This is a genomic window from Parerythrobacter lutipelagi (assembly GCF_005434975.1).
In the GTDB taxonomy this organism is placed as follows: domain Bacteria; phylum Pseudomonadota; class Alphaproteobacteria; order Sphingomonadales; family Sphingomonadaceae; genus Parerythrobacter_A; species Parerythrobacter_A lutipelagi.
In genome coordinates this window covers 434,824-453,395 of sequence record NZ_SKCJ01000002.1, presented here as the reverse complement: position 1 = coordinate 453,395, position 18,572 = coordinate 434,824, and the positions used below count along the sequence as shown (strand labels likewise).

Annotated in this window: 21 protein-coding genes; 10 read left to right on the top strand and 11 right to left on the bottom strand. The window is 62.3% G+C overall.

Annotation, left to right across the window (positions count from 1 at the left end):
* Window positions 1-11: 11 nt before the first annotated feature.
* The 3 genes from E0502_RS10460 to E0502_RS10450 are packed head-to-tail and all read right to left on the bottom strand — an operon-like array spanning window position 12 to window position 2,889.
* Complete coding sequence (locus E0502_RS10460) at window positions 12-686, bottom strand: DsbA family oxidoreductase (RefSeq protein ID WP_137677953.1); 675 nt, start codon at window positions 684-686, stop codon at window positions 12-14.
* On the bottom strand, window positions 683-1,579 hold the full coding sequence (gene nudC, locus E0502_RS10455) for an NAD(+) diphosphatase (protein ID WP_137677952.1): 897 nt from the start codon (window positions 1,577-1,579) through the stop codon (window positions 683-685). The genes E0502_RS10460 and nudC overlap by 4 nt, the downstream gene beginning before the upstream one ends.
* Window positions 1,579-2,889, bottom strand: a complete 1,311-nt coding sequence (locus tag E0502_RS10450; RefSeq protein WP_137677951.1) for a serine hydrolase domain-containing protein — start codon at window positions 2,887-2,889, stop codon at window positions 1,579-1,581. The genes nudC and E0502_RS10450 overlap by 1 nt, the downstream gene beginning before the upstream one ends.
* Window positions 2,890-3,031: 142 nt before the next feature.
* Between E0502_RS10450 and E0502_RS10445 the strand changes: the two genes are divergently transcribed.
* The gene (locus tag E0502_RS10445) at window positions 3,032-3,253 is read left to right on the top strand and encodes a hypothetical protein (RefSeq protein ID WP_137677950.1); all 222 of its coding nucleotides are present in this window, start codon (window positions 3,032-3,034) and stop codon (window positions 3,251-3,253) included.
* Here the strand turns inward: E0502_RS10445 and E0502_RS10440 are convergent.
* On the bottom strand, window positions 3,250-4,287 hold the full coding sequence (locus E0502_RS10440; protein WP_137677949.1) for an A/G-specific adenine glycosylase: 1,038 nt from the start codon (window positions 4,285-4,287) through the stop codon (window positions 3,250-3,252). The genes E0502_RS10445 and E0502_RS10440 overlap by 4 nt on opposite strands.
* A 29-nt stretch (window positions 4,288-4,316) precedes the next feature.
* On the opposite strand from E0502_RS10440, the gene E0502_RS10435 reads away from it, so the two are divergent.
* From E0502_RS10435 to E0502_RS10415, 5 genes are all read left to right on the top strand, one after another.
* A complete protein-coding gene (locus E0502_RS10435) occupies window positions 4,317-4,865 on the top strand; it encodes a DUF721 domain-containing protein (RefSeq protein ID WP_137678778.1) in 549 nt (182 codons plus the stop codon).
* Window positions 4,866-4,872: 7 nt separating this feature from the next.
* Window positions 4,873-5,565, top strand: coding sequence for a DsbA family protein (locus E0502_RS10430; protein ID WP_161593764.1), 693 nt, complete (start codon window positions 4,873-4,875; stop codon window positions 5,563-5,565).
* Between the two features lie 103 nt (window positions 5,566-5,668).
* Entirely contained in the window at window positions 5,669-6,415 is a 747-nt protein-coding gene (locus E0502_RS10425; RefSeq protein WP_137677947.1) for a thioredoxin domain-containing protein, read from the top strand.
* Between the two features lie 32 nt (window positions 6,416-6,447).
* Window positions 6,448-9,867, top strand: coding sequence for an AAA family ATPase (locus tag E0502_RS10420; RefSeq protein ID WP_137677946.1), 3,420 nt, complete (start codon window positions 6,448-6,450; stop codon window positions 9,865-9,867).
* Window positions 9,864-11,723 (top strand): caspase family protein, encoded by a 1,860-nt coding sequence (locus E0502_RS10415; protein ID WP_137677945.1) that lies wholly within the window; start codon window positions 9,864-9,866, stop codon window positions 11,721-11,723. Before E0502_RS10420 ends, E0502_RS10415 begins: the two co-directional genes overlap by 4 nt.
* Here E0502_RS10415 and E0502_RS15465 read toward each other — a convergent pair.
* The 5 genes from E0502_RS15465 to rpmF form a co-directional block, all read right to left on the bottom strand.
* Entirely contained in the window at window positions 11,720-12,364 is a 645-nt protein-coding gene (locus E0502_RS15465; RefSeq protein ID WP_420813498.1) for a MerR family transcriptional regulator, read from the bottom strand. The genes E0502_RS10415 and E0502_RS15465 overlap by 4 nt on opposite strands.
* A gap of 4 nt (window positions 12,365-12,368) precedes the next feature.
* Window positions 12,369-12,668, bottom strand: coding sequence for an integration host factor subunit alpha (locus tag E0502_RS10405; protein ID WP_137677944.1), 300 nt, complete (start codon window positions 12,666-12,668; stop codon window positions 12,369-12,371).
* Between the two features lie 109 nt (window positions 12,669-12,777).
* Window positions 12,778-13,743, bottom strand: a complete 966-nt coding sequence (locus E0502_RS10400; protein WP_137677943.1) for a beta-ketoacyl-ACP synthase III — start codon at window positions 13,741-13,743, stop codon at window positions 12,778-12,780.
* Entirely contained in the window at window positions 13,740-14,816 is a 1,077-nt protein-coding gene (gene plsX / locus E0502_RS10395) for a phosphate acyltransferase PlsX (RefSeq protein ID WP_137677942.1), read from the bottom strand. The genes E0502_RS10400 and plsX overlap by 4 nt, the downstream gene beginning before the upstream one ends.
* A 28-nt stretch (window positions 14,817-14,844) precedes the next feature.
* On the bottom strand, window positions 14,845-15,024 hold the full coding sequence (gene rpmF / locus E0502_RS10390) for a 50S ribosomal protein L32 (protein WP_137677941.1): 180 nt from the start codon (window positions 15,022-15,024) through the stop codon (window positions 14,845-14,847).
* A gap of 193 nt (window positions 15,025-15,217) precedes the next feature.
* Between rpmF and E0502_RS10385 the strand changes: the two genes are divergently transcribed.
* Entirely contained in the window at window positions 15,218-15,613 is a 396-nt protein-coding gene (locus E0502_RS10385) for an MAPEG family protein (RefSeq protein WP_137677940.1), read from the top strand.
* Between the two features lie 87 nt (window positions 15,614-15,700).
* Here E0502_RS10385 and E0502_RS10380 read toward each other — a convergent pair whose 3' ends face one another.
* On the bottom strand, window positions 15,701-16,342 hold the full coding sequence (locus tag E0502_RS10380) for an MBL fold metallo-hydrolase (RefSeq protein ID WP_137678777.1): 642 nt from the start codon (window positions 16,340-16,342) through the stop codon (window positions 15,701-15,703).
* 25 nt (window positions 16,343-16,367) lie between these two features.
* Between E0502_RS10380 and E0502_RS10375 the strand changes: the two genes are divergently transcribed.
* On the top strand, window positions 16,368-17,054 hold the full coding sequence (locus E0502_RS10375; RefSeq protein WP_204517955.1) for a hypothetical protein: 687 nt from the start codon (window positions 16,368-16,370) through the stop codon (window positions 17,052-17,054).
* A 79-nt stretch (window positions 17,055-17,133) separates the two neighbouring features.
* On the opposite strand, the gene E0502_RS10370 is transcribed toward E0502_RS10375, so the two are convergent.
* The gene (locus tag E0502_RS10370; RefSeq protein WP_137677939.1) at window positions 17,134-17,781 is read right to left on the bottom strand and encodes a S24 family peptidase; all 648 of its coding nucleotides are present in this window, start codon (window positions 17,779-17,781) and stop codon (window positions 17,134-17,136) included.
* A 143-nt stretch (window positions 17,782-17,924) separates the two neighbouring features.
* On the opposite strand from E0502_RS10370, the gene E0502_RS10365 reads away from it, so the two are divergent.
* Together E0502_RS10365 and E0502_RS10360 are read left to right on the top strand one after the other, a co-directional pair.
* The gene (locus E0502_RS10365; RefSeq protein WP_137677938.1) at window positions 17,925-18,128 is read left to right on the top strand and encodes a hypothetical protein; all 204 of its coding nucleotides are present in this window, start codon (window positions 17,925-17,927) and stop codon (window positions 18,126-18,128) included.
* Window positions 18,118-18,477 carry a hypothetical protein gene (locus E0502_RS10360; RefSeq protein ID WP_137677937.1) on the top strand — a complete coding sequence of 120 codons (360 nt, stop codon included), beginning with the start codon at window positions 18,118-18,120 and terminating at the stop codon, window positions 18,475-18,477. Before E0502_RS10365 ends, E0502_RS10360 begins: the two co-directional genes overlap by 11 nt.
* Window positions 18,478-18,572 lie beyond the last annotated feature (95 nt).

Sequence of the window (18,572 nt, the reverse complement as noted above, 5' to 3'; positions counted from 1 at the left end):
AGGCCAGCGCATCACCGGGCGACTTTTTCCGCCACTTTGCGCAGCACGTTGGCGTAGGTTTCCGCCGGCTGCGCGCCGGGAACCATGAACTTGCCTTCGATCACCATCGCCGGGACACCTGAAATGTTCGCGTCAAATGCCTGTTGCTCGTCCATCCGGACATGTCTGGCGAGACCTTCGTCATCGAGCGCCGTTTCCGCAGCGGCGCGGTTCAGGCCAATTTCCTCGATGATATCCAGCAGCACGCTGCGTTCGCCGATCGGGCGGCGGTCGTTGAAATGGGCGGTGAACAGCGCGAGCTTGAGCTCGGTCTGTTCCTTGGGTCCGTATACCGCGAGCGCCCAGGCGAGCAGCTTGTGCGCATCGAACGTGTTCCACATCATCGCCGGGGGCGCAGGGTCCTCACCCTCGTAGTCGAGCGATACGCCTGCGGCCTCCGCAGCGCTGCGCATCTGGCCCTGCACGCCTTTCGATTCCTCGATCGAACGGCCGTATTTGCGGGCAATGTGCTCGGTCCGGTCTTCACCCTCTTCGCTCATATCCGGGTTCAGTTCGAAGGCGTGCCAGCGGATCTCCGCTTCGATCTCGCCTTCGACCAGCTTGAGGCCTTGCTGGAGATTGCCCCACCCAACGAGGCACCACGGGCACATCACGTCGGACCAGATATCGATTGCGAGCTTGGTCATTTGTTGATCCACCAATTGAGAAGATGATGCGCGATGGCATGCGGCGGTGGGGCGTTGAACGGGCCGTCACCGGCCAGCGCCGCCTGTACCTGTTCGCGCGTGTACCATTCGATCTCGGCCATTTCGGTTTCGTCGATCACCAGCGCGTCGTCATCGGCATGGGAATGGCAGCCCATCATCAGCTGGCTGGGAAACGGCCATGGCTGGCTGGCGATGTAGGAAACATCACGCACCCGCACGCCCGATTCCTCGAACACTTCACGCGCCACTGCCTCTTCGATGCTCTCACCCGGTTCGACAAATCCTGCGAGCGCGGAAAAGGCCTGCTCCGGCCAGCCAAGACCGCGCCCCAGCATCAGCCTCGGGCCCGAAGCGCTGGCGTATTCGACCAGCATGATGGTGACCGGATCCGTGCGCGGGAAATGCTGCGCGCTGCAGCGTTCGCAATTGCGCTGCCAACCGCCCTTGGCAATTTTGGTCGGGCCACCGCAGGCGGCGCAAAACCGGTGCCGTGCGTGCCAGTCGACAATGCTGCGCGCGCCCCCGTAAAGCGCCAGATCGTCAGGCCGAAGCGCTTGCATCAGGCCCCACAGGCGCGGGTTCGCCATACGCGGGCTGGCATCACCTTCAGGCGGTACAGCGGCAAAGCATGGCTTTGTGCCTCCCCCCTCCTGTGCATCCAGCCCGAGGAACACCAATTCCGCATCGTCCGGCGCGTCAGCCAGCGTACCCCAGACCAGGCCGTTGGCATCGTCGAGCCCCGGCATCAGACCGTCGAGAACAAGCAGTTTCGCCCGCCAGTTCATCATTCCCGCCAGCGCTTCGGGATCGGCGCGGACATTGTCAGCCCGGTCGAGCCGCGATCCGGTGAATGCCAGCGGCGGTCCCGCCATCAGGAGGCAGCCGCCTTCAGCAGCGCAAGATCCTTCATCACGATGTCAGGGAATTCGCGCTGGATGGAATAGGCATCGGACGGCATGTATTGCGTGAAATTGGCCGCGCGCAGGCGGCTTTCCATGTCGACGAAGCCGGTTGTGCCAGCCGCTCCGCCCCAGCCAAACGCACCGCCGCTCGAACGGCCGCCTGCGCCAAAGCCCTGTCCGGCGACCCAAGTGCCTGCCGTATCGGCCCCTTCGGGCAGCAGGTTGGACGTGCCTTCCAGCACCGCAGCTTCGCTCATCACTCTGGTCCCGTCGAGCATCCCGCGGCCAACCAGCATCCGCTGGAATTGATCGTAATCGCGCGGACTGGAGACGAGACCTGCCCCGCCAGAGGCAAAGCCAGGGTTGTCGTAGAAGATCGAGTTGGCACCGAGATCGATCGGCAGCGACATACCGTTCGCGACACCGTAATTGGTGGTCATCCGCGCGCTGACGGCTTTCGGCACCTGGAACCAGGTGCTGTCCATGCCGCAAGGTTTGAACAGGCGGGTTTCGAGGAAACTTTCGAACGACATGCCCGATGCAACTTCGATCACCCGGCCAAGTATGTCGAGCCCGACGGAGTAGCTCCATCTGGTGCCCGGCTGGTGAACCAGCGGCAGGCTGGCGATGCCATCGGCGAATTTCTCCAGGCTGTCGGTCGGCTTGGCGCGGCTGAGGCCGGGGATCGGGAAACGGCTGATCTGGCCGGGAACAAGGCCCTTGTCCCCCATCGCCTTAACGATCGGGCCTTTCTGGATGATACCGTAACCAAGACCGGCCGTATGCGTCATCAACATGCGCACGGTAACCGGACGCGCCAGCGGCTCGAGGTTTTCCGGGCCGATGCTGCCGTCATATTCCTTCTGCACCATCATGTTCGCGAAGCCGGGAATAAAATCCGCAACCGGCTGGTCGAGCGTAAGCTTGCCGTCTTCGACCAGCATCATCGCGGCCATACCGGTGATCGGTTTGGTCATCGAATAGATGCGATAGAGGCTGTCGAAGCCGGCCTCCGTCGCGCCGCCCAGTGCCAGCGTTCCGCGCGCGATGATGTCCGGGTGCTTCTGCTCCCAACCCAGTGTCGCGACCATATTCGCGACCTTGCCGCTCGAAACATAGTCTTCGACCGTCGCGGCGACATTGGGCCAATGGCCGACATGCGCCATCGCAGCGCGGCCCAGCGGCAGGCCGGACAGGGCAACGCCCGCCCCCAGCAGTGCCGAACCGCGCAGAAGAGAGCGGCGGGATATCTGGTTGGAATCAAAAGAGCGAAACGCCATAATAGGTCCTTGTCTGCAATCTGTTGCCGGGCGGTTTGGGCGAAGCTGGATGAACGGTCAATTGCATCACGCAAATTTCCGCCCCGATCACTCGTCAGGTCCGGGTCTTGCGCGGACAAGGCGTATTATCTATATAACACACATGCTCAATTTCATCTCGATCCTGATCGGTCTCGTAGCGCTGATCCTCGCCATCCCTTCGACCATTCCCTTCCTCGGCTGGGGCAACTGGCTGGTCCTGCCGATTGCCGTGCTCGGCGCGGGAATCGGTGCGCTTTCCTCATCCAACGGCGGGCGGAATTTCTGCCTGATCGTCTTTGTGATCGCGGTCATCCGGCTGTCACTCGGCGGCGGGCTGCTTTAAACTTCAGCAAGCGCCAGTCGCGCAGCTTTGGCGAAAAGCGTCGGCAGACCGGCATTGTCCAGATCGGCCAGCGGCCACCATTCGCCGTCGGGGACAGCCGATACCCGCACATGTTCCAGCGCGCGGACATGCAGCGTCAAATTGGCGTGGGTGAAGCCGTGCCGCACTGTCCCGCATTCGCGCCACTCGCCCCCGACCGGCGGCTGGCCACTGCCATTCGCCCGAGCCGTCCAGCCATCGTCGGGCAAGGCGCGCATCCCGCCAAGCATTCCGGTGCCCGCGCGCCGGACCAGCAGCACTCTGTCGCCATCCGCAATCCACCAGGCATGACCCACTCTCTCGGGCTTGGCCTGCTTGGGTGGTTTGACGGGATAACGCTCAGGATAACCCGCCAATCGTGCGCCGCAATCCGCTGCCAGAGGGCACAACAGACACTTGGGCGCGCGGGTGGTGCAAATGGCTGAACCCAGATCCATCATTGCTTGCGCAAAGTCTCCGGCTCGGTCTTCCGGCGTAATGGTCTCTACATGGTGGCGGATCGCCTTGCGCGCGCCCGGCAGCGGCTCGTCAATGGTGAACAGCCGCGCAACCACCCGCTCGACATTGGCATCGACGACAACAGCCCGCTGTCCGAACGCGATCGCGGCGACAGCAGCCGCAGTATAGGCGCCCAGCCCGGGCAATTTGCGCAATTCGTCTTCAGCCGCAGGGAACGCGCCGAGCGCAGCCACTGCGCGCGCGGCTTTCACCAGATTGCGCGCCCGCGAGTAATATCCCAGCCCGGCCCACGCGGCCATCACCTCTTCTTCAGGTGCCGCAGCCAGCGACTCTACCGTGGGCCAGATGGCGAGGAATTTTGCGAAATAGGGTTTGACCGCAGCAACCGTCGTTTGCTGCAGCATCACTTCGGACAGCCACACGTGATAGGGATCGGGCGCCGGTTTGCCCGGCCGCGCCCGCCACGGCAGGTCGCGGGCATGGCGGTCATACCAGTCGAGAAGTTTCGCGGGGATATCGGCAGCGCTGGCAGTCACGCCGCGCCTATGGCATGGCCCATCCCACAATGGAACGGGACAGCAACAAGAAGACCAAAGGCACTGCGCGCAAGCCGGCCAAGGTCAAACCCTACGAGCGGCCACGCGGCGGCCCGGCAAAGCCGATTGCCGAACTGATGCCGCAAATCGGGCGCACCGCTTTCCGCCGCTTCGGCTTTGTCCAGTCGAGCGTCGTCACCCGCTGGCCGGAAATCGTCGGCGAGACACACGCCCGGGTTTGCGCACCGGAATCGATCCGCTTCCCGCCGGGGGAGAAGGCCGACGGCATCCTGCAACTGGTCGTCATGCCGGCGCATGCGCCGCTGATCCAGCATGTCATCCCGGAGATTATCGAGCGGGTGAACCGTTTCTTCGGCTATCAGGCGGTTTCACGCGTGAAAATGCGGCAAGGTGCGGTTAAGGCCCCGCCTGCTGAAAAGCCCAAAGCGCCGCCGTCGCTCAAGCCGATCCCGATGGAACTGGGAGAAAGCCTGCGCGATATCGGCGATCCGGAGCTGAGGTCGGTTCTGGAATCGCTCGCGCGGAGCCTTGGTGGGCAGAATGACGAGAAGGAATAGGTTCGCAATGATCAGGATGAACACCGCAAAGCGCGCGGGGCGGCTGATGGCGCTGGCAGGTGCTGCCTTCGTCGGCATCGCGGCAACCGGTACGCCGTGGCATGCGACTGTGACGGAGAGCGACCGGGCACAGACAATCGGCAATCCCGAAGCCGAGCTTCGCCTGACGGAATTCGTCAGTTACACCTGCCCGCATTGCGCGACATTTACGATGCAGGGGGAGCCGCCCTTGCAGCTCGCCTATATCGGCAGCGGAAAACTCAAGATGGAAGTACGCTCCGTCATTCGCAACGACATCGATCTGGTTGCGACCATGCTCGCCCAGTGCGGAGACAGCGACAAATTCATCCGCAACCATACAATGTTCATGCTCACGCAGCGCAGCTGGCTGCCTGTGGCGCAGCGCGCCAATCAGGGGCAAATCGCGCGCTGGACCGGGCCGGACAAATACGCCGCCCGGCGCAGCATCGCCAGCGATCTAGGCTATTACGCGCTGATGGAATCGCGCGGCTATTCCCGGACCGATACCGATCGCTGCCTCGCCGATCAGGCCGTGGCTGACCGGCTGCGGGCCAACACCGATGCGGATTTCGAGGAATTCGGTGTCCAGAGCACGCCGAGTTTTGCCATCGACGGGCAGCTGCTCGAAGGGGTACACGAGTGGCGCACGCTGGAATCTGCGCTCAACGACCGATTCTGACCGGACAAGCACGGGGACAAGCTGTGGATAGGCGCAAGCCTTGCTTCACCCCGTCCGGTTCATCCGATAGCTTCCAATCACTTCGCCAAGGACGACACAACCTATGATCAAGTTTCGCACCCTCGCCCTCGCAACTCTCGCGGCGCCGCTCGCCTTGGGCCTTTCCGCCTGCAATTCGGCAGATGAAGCGGGCGTAACGGAAAGCGAAGCGATCGATCCGATCGAAGCGCCCGCAGGTCAGAGCTGGGTCGATACGACGACCGTGTCGGAATATGACGGTTATGTCCTCGGCAATCCGGAAGCGCCGATCAAAGTGGTCGAGTATGCCTCGCTCACCTGCCCCGCCTGTGCCGCCTTTGCGATGAATGGCGCGGAGCAGCTCAAGAACGAATATGTCTCGACCGGCCGGGTCAGCTACGAGATTCGCAACCAGATCCATGGCCCGCATGATTTGGCGCTGGCCACTATGGTTCGGTGCGGCGAGAAAGAAGCGTTCCACCCGTTGGCCGATCAGGTTTGGGCGAACCTGCCCGAAGTTCTCGGCGGGCTTCAGCAGAACGGCGGCGCAGTGCAGGATGCTGTCGGACTGCCGCCCGAACAGCGACTGGTCCGCACGGCCGAGCTTCTCGGCTTCTTCGATTTCTTCAAGGCGCGCGGGCTGAGCGAAGATCAAGCCCGCCAATGTCTTGCCGACGAGACTGTCTACGCCGCGATTGCTGAGCGTTCGACTTCGCAGTCGCGCGAATTCGGGGTCGAAGGCACACCAACGTTCTTCATCAACGGTTCGAAAGTCGATGCCAACGCGTGGGACGCGATCGAGCCCCTGTTGCAGAAGGCCGGCGCCCGCTAACACCGGGCACCGAGGGGGGAACAGGCGCGGCGATGCAAATTCGGAAGCTCAGACTGAGTGGCTTCAAAAGCTTCGTCGAGCCTGCCGAACTGCATATCGAACCCGGACTGACGGGCGTTGTCGGCCCGAACGGGTGCGGCAAATCCAACCTGCTCGAGGCGATCCGCTGGGTGATGGGCGAGAACTCGCCCAAATCGATGCGGTCCGGCGGGATGGAAGACGTGATCTTCGCCGGCACTGAAACGCGCCCGCCGCGCGATTTCGCTGAAGTCGTGCTGCATGCTGAGGATGATCGGGGCGAAGCGCTCGATGTGACCCGCCGGATCGAACGCGGTGCAGGCAGCGCCTATCGGGTCAACGGCCGCGATGTCCGGGCGAAAGATGTCGCTCTGACCTTTGCCGATGCGGCGACCGGCGCGCACAGTCCGGCTCTGGTCAGCCAAGGCAAGATCGCGCAGGTGATCGCTGCCAAGCCGACCGAACGGCGCCAGATGCTGGAGGAAGCCGCCGGGATCGCCGGGCTCCACGTCCGCCGCAAGGATGCCGAGCAGAAACTGCGCGCAACCGAGAACAACCTGGCGCGGCTTGAAGATTTGATGGCCGGGCTCGACAGCCAGATTGCTTCGCTCAGGCGGCAGGCCAAACAGGCCGAACGATATACCAGGCTGACGGAGCAAATTTCAGGAGCCGAAGCGCGGTTGCTGTTCGCGCGCTGGCGCGATGCTGCCGAGGCGGCCGAAGCGGCTCAGGCCGAAGCGAAGCGCGCAGACGAGCGTGTGGCGCAGGCCAAGGCTGCGACCGACCAAGCGCAGAAGGCACAGCACGAAGCGGCCAAGGCGCTGTCTGTGGCGCGCGAAGAGCAGCAGGACCGCCGCGACGATGCGAGCGCGCATGGCCACCGCATGGCTTCGCTGACCAGCCAGCTGGAGGCAGCAGAGCAGCGCTTGGCCGATCTCGACCGGCAGAAAACCCGGCTGGAAGAGGATCGCGGCGAGGCGGACCGGTTGACCAAAGACGCAGCCGAAGCGCTGGCGCGGCTGGAGCGCGATCTCGCGGCAAGCGAGAAAGCTCTGACTGCCAACGAGGAACAGCGCCCTTCACTCGCGGTCGCAGCAGAGAAAGCGGAGCGTGACGGCAGATCGGCGGAACTGGCGCTGGCCAAAGCAACCGCCGATCATGCCGGAGTCGAGGCCGAATGGCGCGTGGCCGAAGCGGAAATCGAACAAGCGCAGGCGCGGCTGGCGCGGCTCGATGCGGAGACACAGCGGCAGGCGGAACAACGGCGTGATTTGACCAATGCCGGTGATCCCGAAGCGCGGCTGGGCGAAGCACGCAAAGCCGCCGAAGCGGCCGGCAATGCCTTGTCAAAGGCGCGCGCCGAGCTTGAATCGAAGCAGGCACGGAAGGTGGAATTGCAGACCACGCGCGATGAAGCGGGCAGCGCGCTGGCAACCGCTCGCGCGGAACTCGCCGGGATCGAACGCGAGTATCAGGCGCTGGTCCGTGACCGTGACGCACGGGCCAGGCAGAAGGCGCAGCGACAGGGCCGCCCCGTCGCGCTCGATGAAGTGCGCGCAGAGCCGGGGTACGAGCGGGCGCTGGCTGCGGTGCTCGGCCGTGACGCAAAGTCGCCGCTGGGCGAAGCGCAGGGCGAAGGCCGCTTCTGGACGGGCCGCGACGCACCGCCCAAGGTTGCAGCCAGCCTCGCCGATCACATCACCGACTGCCCGTCACAGCTCGCGGCGCGTCTGGCGCTGGTGCATGTGGTGGCCCAAGACGACGGGCGCCAGCTTGGTCCGGGCGAGTGGCTGGTCACGCGTGAAGGCCATTTGCGCCGCTGGGACGGGTTTGTGGCACGCGGAGAAGGCGCGGCCGAGGCCGCCCGGCTCGAAGCCGACAACCGCTTGCTCGAGCAGGAAAAACTGCTTCCTGCCCTGCGTTCTGCGGTAGAGACCGCGCAATCGCGTCAGGACCAGGCGCAGCAGGAATTATCCGACCTGCAACGCGATCTTATTGCGCAGGAGCGGACAGTCGTTGCAGCGTCGCAGGCGGAGCGTGAGGCGCTGCGCGAGCTCGATCAGGCGGAGGCCGCGAAAGAGCGGATTGCAATGCGTCTGGCAGAACTTGACCAATCCGCCGGCGATCTTGCCGAACAGCGCAAGCAGGCGGACGGAGAACTCCAGGCCGCAACTGAGCGCAAGGCCGCCCTGCCCGATCCGGCGGCGGGCCGCGCGTCGCTGGAAGCGGCTCAGGCCAAGAACGAGGCCGCGAAGTCCGCTGTGCAGGCGGCCATGGCCAACCTCGCCGCGCACGATCAGGGTCTGGCCGTCGCGCGTGAACGCACCGCTGCCCAGCGCAGCGATATGGCCAATTGGCAAGCCCGCTCAGGCGAGGCAGCCCGGCGGCTGAGCGACATGGGCCGGCGCTTCGAGGAGATTGCCGAAGAGCGGGCAGTGTATGCTGCCAAGCCTGAAGGGCTGATGCGCGAGATCGAGCAAGGCGACACGGTGCGCGAACGGCTGGGCAAGGAACTGGCTGCCGCAGAAGCCGTGGTGGCCAAAGCACAGCAGTCCGCCGATGCCGCCGACCGCGCGTTCGCAGAGATCAATGAAACCCTCGCCACGGCGCGCGAGAGCCGCGCAGGACTGGCCGCGCGGGCCGAGAACGAGGCAGCACGCCGCAGCGAAATGGCGCGTATCTCTGGCGAACGTTTCCAATGTCCGCCGCCGATGCTGGCCGACCGGTTCGAATTCGACCCTGACCAGGTGAAGAATTCCGGTATCGAAGGGGAAGAACTTGAACGCCTGAACGCCAGCAGAGAGCGGATTGGCCCGGTCAATCTCGTTGCCGCCGACGAACTGGCCAAGATCGAGGCCGAGCATGGTGCCAGCGCAGAAGAACAGGCCGAACTGGCCGAAGCGGTCAGCCGGCTGCGCGGTTCGATCGGAAGCCTGAACCGTGAAGGCCGCGAACGCCTCAAGGCCGCTTTCGAACAGGTAAACACCCATTTCCAGCGCCTGTTTGCCCGGCTGTTCGAAGGGGGCCAGGCGCATCTGGCACTGATTGACAGCGATGACGTGCTCGAAGCCGGACTGGAGATTTTTGCTCAGCCGCCGGGCAAGCGGCTGCAGTCGCTGACGCTGCTCTCCGGCGGCGAACAGGCGCTGACCGCAACCGCGCTGATATTTGCCCTGTTCCTCACCAACCCTGCGCCGATCTGCGTGCTCGACGAAGTCGATGCGCCGCTCGACGATGCCAATATCGACCGCTTTTGCGATCTGCTCGATTCAATGGTGAAGGAAACCGACACCCGCTACCTGATTGTCACCCATAATGCGGTGACCATGAGCCGGATGCACCGCCTGTTCGGCGTGACCATGATAGAGCAAGGTATCAGCCGCCTGGTCAGCGTCGATCTCGGTGCCGCAGAAGAACTGATTGCGGCGGAATGACCCTGCGGGCGGCCTTGCTCGGCCTCGGCACTGCGATATCGCTTTTCCCGATAGCGGCTTTCGCTCAGACGCCGACGGCCGAGCCGGCAAAATGCGTCGAAACCGCCATGCCTGCCGCTGGCGATCGGGTGGCGCTGATCATTGCAAACAGCTCGTACGACCGCGGATTCTCAGCCCTCAAGAGCCCTGCTGCTGACCAGGCGGTCGTGGTCGACGGGCTGCGACGTGCCGGATTCGCCACCACGGTGCTGTGCGATGCCGACCGTGCATCGATGCTCGCACGATTGGACGATTTTGCCGCCTTGTCCCGCCAGGCAGACGCCGCTCTGGTCTATTTTGCCGGGCATGGCTTCGAATGGCAGGGTCACAATTATCTCGTCCCGGTAGACGCGCAAGATTCGCTCGAATCGGCGGCGGATCTTGAAGCAGGTTTCATCAGCGTCGATCGCCTTTTCGCATCGGTCGAGGGATCGCGCGTTGGCTTGGTCTTTTTCGACGCCTGCCGATCTGAAGTCGGTCCGAAAATCGAAGCCGGCGGCGCGGACATGCTTGGCGGAGCGAATACGATCGCCGCGGGTACGATGGCGATCGGGTTTTCCACTGCGCAAGGACAACCGGCCTTCGATGCCGCTCCGCCGACCTACACGGTCAGCCCTTTCGCCGAAAGTCTTGGCGAACATCTGGTTATTCCCGGCCTTGAGCTGGCGCAGATGTATCGCGCGATCCATCGCGATGTCAGGCGCAGAACACAGATATTCGATGGCGGCCCGCAAGAGCCGTGGCTGATCGACCAGCTGACAGAAGATTTCTATTTTCGACAGCCCTTGTCGCAAGTGGATGAGTCGGTGGCAGCCGGACCGCCGCTGGAAGTCGACATCCAGGCGCTTGAGAACGGAGATGAATTCGCCGTTGTCTCGCGCCTGTTGAAAGAGCGCGGCGTTAACGACATTGCCGCGCGGGCACGTGCCGGCGATGCCATGGCGCAATATCTGTTCAGCTACATGCTGGAGTTCGGAGTCGGCATCAAAGCGGATCGCACAACGGCGAGTCAGTGGCTCCGCCGATCTGCTGATGGCGGCAACGCGGCGGCGCTCACGGCGCTAGGCTTTGAAATGCAATTCACTTCGGGCACGCCGGAAGAAGATGAGGCGGGCCATGCACTGTTGCGCCAGGCGATGGAGCAAGACTTCGCCCGCGCAGCATATTTTCTCGGTGAGATCGAACAAGCTGCGCGGGATGGCGACCCCTATAGCGCTTACCTGCTCGCAGACCGGGGCGATACGGACGCTGCCTTCGCTTTGCTCGAGGGATTGTTTGACGCGGATGACGACATGGCGGCAGTCTGGCTGTGCGAGCTTGCCAGAGCGCAAGGCAAGACAGCGATCGCGCGGAGAGCTTGCCAATGGGCGGCCTTGTCCGGATTCCGGGGATCGCAGGCACAGTATGGCAGCCTGCTGGCGGAGGCAGAAGATATCTCAAACGGCAACGCCCGGGAATCGAGCGCGCATTGGGCTGCACTTGGACGCCGGACTGTCTATTTCGAGCTGGATCGCGGCTCTCCGCATGGCCTCAACCAGCAGTTCGTCATTGCCGATCTGATTGCCGAATTGCGCCGGCGGCCGCATGGCCAGATTACGCTCGAAGCCCACACGGACCAACTGTTTTCCAGCGCCTACAGCGTGGGTCTTGGCTCGCGCATGGCCGATGCCATCCGGCAACAATTGTCCGATGCCGGGATTGCAGATTCCAGGATTGAGACGATTTCTTTCGGATCAACCCAGCCGGTCACGCAGGGCTTCGGAATTCAGCCGCTCAACCGGCGAGTGGAAATAAAAATCGACTGGCGCGACGATTAACCGCCGACGGCTTCGCTAAGAGTGCGGTGGATCGATTTCAGGCGTGCGACGATATCTTCATGCGGGATGATTTGCTGGTCGGTCTGCGGCTCTGCCGGTGTTTGCGAATGGGTTGGCACTTGGGAATGGGCTGGCTCGGGCGCGGCTTCAGCCATCACTTCTGCCACCTGTGTTTCTGCGGCAGGCTCTTCAGCAGCCAGCTCTTCCGCCGGCATTTCCTCCTGCGCTGGCGCCCCGTCACCGAAGAAATTGGACAGACCGCCGTCTTCGGCAATCGGCGTGTCGGTTACGACGGGCGGAGCTTTGAACGCAGGCGAGTCTTCCGCCGGTGTGGAAGGCGCTTCGGCTTCGGGTGCTCCACCAGCCGGTTTTTCAGCCGGTGCGGCGTCATCTTCAATCACCAGTCGGGCGCCTTTCAAAGTGTATCCCTGATCGTTCACGAGCGCATCGATCCGTTCGACAAGTTGCACATCCGCAGGCCGGTAATACCGCCGCCCACCGCTGCGTTTGAGCGGCTCGAGCATGGGGAACTGCTGTTCCCAGTAACGTAGCACATGGGATTTGATATCGAGCGCCTTGCTGACTTCGCCGATGGTGCGCAGGGCGCCGTCGTCTTTCCCGTCATCGAACTCGGCGCTCATCCACTCATCCCTTTGCGATACGATCCTTCAGCAACTGGCTGGCACGGAAGGTCATCACGCGGCGCGGCGTGATCGGCACTTCCACCCCGGTCTTGGGGTTGCGCCCGATGCGCTCTTTCTTGTCCCGCAGCACAAACGTGCCGAAGCCGGAAATCTTGACGTTCTCGCCATTGGTCATGGCAACGCACATATGATCGAGTATCGATTCGACCATATCAAGCGATTCAGCCCGCGAGAATCCCATCTTGCGGTTTATAGTTTCAGCCAGGTCGGCTCGGGTGAGCGTGCTCATTGATCGCGACATCCACCATCTCCCTCTCGGCGCGACCCGAGTGTAAGAGATTGCAGGATAACGAGAAAGCTTTTGTGGGGCAATGGCTATAAGAATCGACAACCGTGGATATGCCGCAAACTTACAAACGGACCAGCGATGCGCCCCATGTGAAGCCGCCGCCCATCGCCTCGAACATGACCAGATCGCCCGGCTTTATCCGCCCGTCGCGCACAGCAACATCGAACGCCAGCGGCACCGATGCAGCGGAAGTGTTGGCATGCCGGTCAACTGTTACGATGACTTTCTCGGCCGGCAGGCCCAGCTTGCGCGCGGTCGCGTCGAGAATGCGCGCATTGGCCTGATGCGGCACCACCCAGTCGATGTCGGTCGCCTGCAATCCGACCGCGTCGAGTGTTTCGCCCAGCACCTCTGCCAGATTGACGACCGCATGGCGGAAGACCTCGCGCCCCTTCATCCGCAGCTTGCCGACCGTGCCTGTGGTCGAGGGGCCGCCATCGACATAGAGCAATTCCTTATGCTCGCCATCGGCATGCAGCTTGGTGGCAAGGATGCCGGGTCCGCCCTCTGTCACATCTTCGGCTTCGAGCACGATTGCACCGGCCCCGTCACCGAACAGAACGCAGGTGGTGCGGTCTTCCCAGTCGAGGATGCGGCTGAAGGTTTCCGCGCCTATTACCACTGCGCGCTTGGCCATGCCGGTACGCAACATCGAATCGGCGGTGCCCAGCGCGTAGAGGAAGCCGGAGCACACGGCGTGCACATCGAAGGCAATCCCGCCGCGGCAACCGAGCGCTTTCTGCACTTGCGTTGCCGTGGCGGGGAAGGTGTGGTCGGGGGTGGCAGTGGCCAGGATGATCAGGTCGATGCTGGCCGGGTCGATATCTGCCGCTGCAAGTGCGTTGCGCGCAGCCTCGGTTGCGAGCGTTGAAGTGGTCTCCCCCTCGCCGGCGATATACCGCTGGCGAATCCCGGTGCGCTCGACAATCCATTCGTCGCTGGTTTCGACCCGGTCCGCCAGGTCGGCATTGGTGACGACCTGCTGCGGCAAGGCCGAACCGCTGCCCCTGATCTGGGACCGGATCACTTGGCCAGCCTGCTCTCTTCAGAGCCCGCTTCGCCCTCGGCGACAATGGCCTGGCGATCCTGAATCTCAGCGAGGCCGGTGCTGATGCGCCGCGTCAGGTTTTCTTCCAGCAGACGAGCCGCGACAGCAACCGCGTTGGCCACCCCGCCAGCGGTCGCGCTGCCGTGGCTTTTCACCACCACGCCATTGAGCCCGAGGAAAACCGCGCCATTGTGGTTGTTCGGATCGAGATGGTGCTTGAGCAATTCGGTCGCCGGGCGCGAGACGAGGAAACCGATCTTGGAGCGCAGCGAACTGGTGAAGGCCTCTCGCAAAAGGTCGGTCACGAAGCGCGCAGTCCCTTCGATCGCCTTGAGCGCGATATTGCCGGAGAACCCGTCAGTCACCACGACATCGACTTCGCCGCGATTGATCTTGTCCGACTCGACGTAGCCGTCGAATTGCATGTCCAGCCCGGTCGCATCGTTGAGCAAAGCCGCCGCTTCACGCAGCCGGTCGAAGCCCTTGATCTCTTCAGTGCCGATGTTGAGCAGCCGGACGCTGGGCTTTTCCTTGCCGGTCAGGATGCGCGAATAGGCCGCGCCCATCACTGCAAATTGCACCAGATTGCGCGCATCGGCCTCTGTGTTGGCACCCAGATCGAGCATGACGACATCGTTGTCGCCCAAGGTCGGCATGATGGCCGCGAGCGCCGGACGGTCGATCCCCGGCATGGTGCGCAGGGCAAGCTTGCTCATCGCCATCAGCGCGCCGGTGTTGCCTGCGCTCACGGCCGCGCCCGCGTCGCCGGCTTTCACGGCGTTGACCGCAAGCCCCATCGACGTGGTTTTCGCCCGGCGCAATGCCCTGCTCGGCACTTCGTCACCGGCAACCACATCGTCGCAATGGAGGATTTCCGAAGCTTCCCGCAGGTTGGGATGCGATTCGAGCGCGGATTTGATCCGCGCTTCGTCACCCACCAGCAGGAATTTGAACCGGTCATGCCGACGGCGCGCCTCGGCGGCACCGTCGATCATCACGCGAACGCCTTCATCACCGCCCATCGCATCGACAGCGATACGCGGCAGGCTCATGACGTTCTCCGGCTAATTGCTGATTCGATCAGAGACCGACGGCGATGACTTCACGGCCGTTGTAGTGGCCGCAATGCGTGCAAAGATTGTGCGGACGCTTCAATTCGCCGCAATTGCCGCACTCGTGGAATGCTTCCGGCTTGAGCGAATCGTGGGACCGGCGGTTACCACGGCGATGCGGCGATACTTTTCTCTTAGGGACAGCCATGGTGGCACCTGTTCCTTAAATACAATAAAAATCGTTGCGTTAGCCGCCCTAAGCCAAGCCTGCCCGGCACACAAGGGTGTGCGACGCAATGGCCCTGCCATGACGGTGAAGGGCCGCGCTATAGCGCAATTTACGCCGCTTGCAAGCGGTGTGACACTGCAATAGCAAGCGGGCAACACACAGGGGAATTACCATGGGCGTCTTGCCGATCACACTTTGTGCCGCTGCGGCGGCTGCGATCATCAATCTCTGGCTGGCGGTTCGCTGCGGCCAGATGCGCAATCAGTACAAGGTCCTGCATGGTGACGATGGCGGCGGTCCGCTGACCCGCCGGATGCGCGCGCAGCTCAACTTCGTCGAGAACACGCCCTTCGTCCTGCTGCTGATCGCCGGGATCGAGCTGTCCGGCCGCGGCCATCCGTGGCTCGCCTATGTCGCAGGCATCTATATGCTCGGCCGCATCGCCCACGCCATCGGGATGGACAGCGAAGGCCCGGCCAAACCGCGCATGATCGGCGTGCTGATCACCATGCTGACGCTGCTCGGCCTGGCGATCGTCGCCGTGCTGATCGCTGCCGGGGTGATGTAGAAGGTTGTTTGTTGAGTACGGGACGCACATCCGTGCGTCCCTTGGCTGTTCCGTCCCATCGCGACAGCTCGCATCTCCGCCGGAAAACTAACCCAGCGCGTAATCGCTGACGAACTGGTTGGTCTTGCGCTCCTGACCGAAAGTGCTGGTCGGGCCGTGGCCGGGGATGAACAGCACGTCCTCGCCCAGCGGCCACAGCTTTTTGGTGATCGAATCGATCAGGTCCTGATGGTTGCCGCGCGGGAAATCGGTGCGCCCGATGCTGCCTTGAAACAGCACATCACCGACAATCGCGAATTTGCTCGGTTCGTGATAGAAAATCACATGTCCCGGCGTGTGACCCGGGCAATGGATTACGTCGAGGGTTAGCTCACCCACGGTAACCTGATCGCCATCGTGCAGCCAGCGGTCGGGTTCGAAGCTTTTCGCTTCCATCCCGTAACGCGCGCCGTCATCGTCAAGCTGCGCGATCCAGAAGCGGTCGTCCTCATGCGGCCCTTCGATCGGCAGCCCCAGCTCCTCCGCCAGCATCCCCGCCTGCCCGCAATGGTCGAGATGGCCGTGGGTGATGAGGATCTTTTCCAGCGTGACACCCGACTTGGCGACACCCGCCTTGAGCTTGTCGAGATCGCCGCCTGGATCGGTCAGCGCGCCCTTCATCGTCTTCGTGCACCAGATCAGCGAGCAATTCTGCTGCAGCGGCGTCACGGGCATGATCGCCGCTTTCATGGGCGGGGTTTTGGCTTGTTCGGTCATGGGCAGAGAGGTGGCGGTTGTTTTGCCTGAATGCAAGCTAGTGATACTCTTGGGCAAACGACAGAAATCAGAAGGAGGTACAACTGTGTCAGGCTCATGGGTTCAGACTGACGAAGCAGTGGATGTTTCTGGATCAATCCGCCACGTCATTCGCACTAGCGCATTCATTGAAGCGGACCCTCAAGCATGGAAATGGGTCGTGCTCGCACTTCACTCGGCTCTTCAAGGCGCATGCGTATGCCATTTGACGACCACGGCTTCACCAGTCGGCGCTCTAACAAATCGTAATACAGGTGAATGGCTTGCCTATTTTAAAAACTCGCGAACCGATAGCAACGCGAAGCCACCCGCTACGTATATTAAGTCGCTACCTGAATTGCTAAAGGCCGTAAGAAAGCCCCACTCGGCGGGAGATCGAAGCAATTTGAATGGGGTCAAAATTTCAGAGCATGAGTTCCGCTGGATCAGTGATTTCCACGAAGGGATACGAAACCAGTTTGTGCATTTTGAACCAATGGGTTGGTCAATTGAGGTTTCGGGAATTCCTAAAATTGCCCAGCTCGTCGTACGAATAATCCGTGAAATAGATGATCTAGGTTGGGCATTTCGGCATCAGGAACCAAGTGAAAAGAGTGAACTGAGGAAGGACCTCTGTAATATCGAGAAAATCGATTGGCCTTGCTAGAAAAATACCGACCAGCAAATCTAAAAGAATGGCCACGGCAGCAAATACTGCTCCTCGCATAGTTGGTAGTATCTGGCCTTCACAACCGCCCGCTCTTCCACACCACCCGCCCGATGATCTCAATATCCTCCGCACCGACCTCAATGGGCGGATAGGCGAGATTCTGGCTTAGCAGGGTGAAGCGTCCCCCCCCCTGTGCGGCGACGCGCTTGACCAGCAGCGTGTCGTCGAGGCGCACCACGTGAATGCCGTCGCGGAACGGCCCGTGTGCGTGGTCGACCAGCACTTCATCGCCCGCCCGCAGCAGCGGCTCCATCGAGTCGCCTTCCACTGCAATGGCGGAAAGCTTCGAACCATCGAGCCCCTGTTCGCGCAGCCACCGGCGAGAGAAGCGGAAATTGTCGAACGCCTGTTCTTGCGTGCTCACCGCACCCGGTCCGGCAGACGCCGCCAGCGACAGCCGCGGAACATCGATCCAGCCGCCATCGAGCGGCAGTTTGCGATTCGGCGTATAGGATTTTTCCTCCGGCCCGCCCAATTCCGATTCGTCCACACCGAAGAAATCCGCCAGCGCGCGGCGATCCCGCTCCTCCAGCTTGCGCGGACTGCCTTTGCGAATAAATTGCTGCAAATACGTTGGGTTGCGCCCGATCATCTCTGACAGGCGGGCAAGGCTACTCCCTGAATTCTGGCTTAGCTCCAGCAAGCGATTACGTGCATTCGACATAGCTTGTCCTCATCGTCGATATATTTCCTACCTATACGATGTATTTTTCCTAGACAAGTAGGATTTTACAAATCACGTTTCGGCTCATCGGGCGATTCGCCAGTCACCCGAACCCGCCAGCTTATCCATCGCAGGGGAGCCATATGCTAATCCGTACTATCGAGAAATTCCTTCGCCGAACCGGGATGCCCGCAACCAAGTTCGGCCGCCTCGCAACGCATGATCCGCGCTTTGTGCTCGACCTTCGCAACGGACGCATTCCTCGCACCAGTATGGAGCGGCGGGTGGAGCATTTTATCGCGGCTTATGAAGCGCAGCCTGTCGGGGGAACCAATCATGTCCATTGAAACCGGACCGGATCTTCTCCGCCGCCGCGCAGAAGTACGCGGCCTGACCGGCCGCTTGCGGCGCGCGGTGCTTGCGCTCGCCAATGGCACGGGAACCATTATCTCCCATTCGGAGAAGCCCTGGGCAAGCATCACCTTCGCCGGATCGCGTCACCGCCTGCGGATTGCATTCACCGGCCCCGAAGATGTCGAAGCGGGAGAGGAGCTGGTCGCCGAACTGCCCGAACATGAATTCGCTTTGGGCGGCCAGCTGGTCGCCGATGCGACAATCACCGGTGTCGAACACACGATGCTGCCTGAACCGATGCTGGTGGTCGATTGCGAGATCCTGTTGCTGGAGGAAGGGTGAGCTGTTCTGCCTCTCTTAACCGTCACCCCGGCCGCCGAGCCGGGGTGACGGAATTGGGGAAGGGGCAATGCGTGCGGTATGCCGTCAGGAATTCA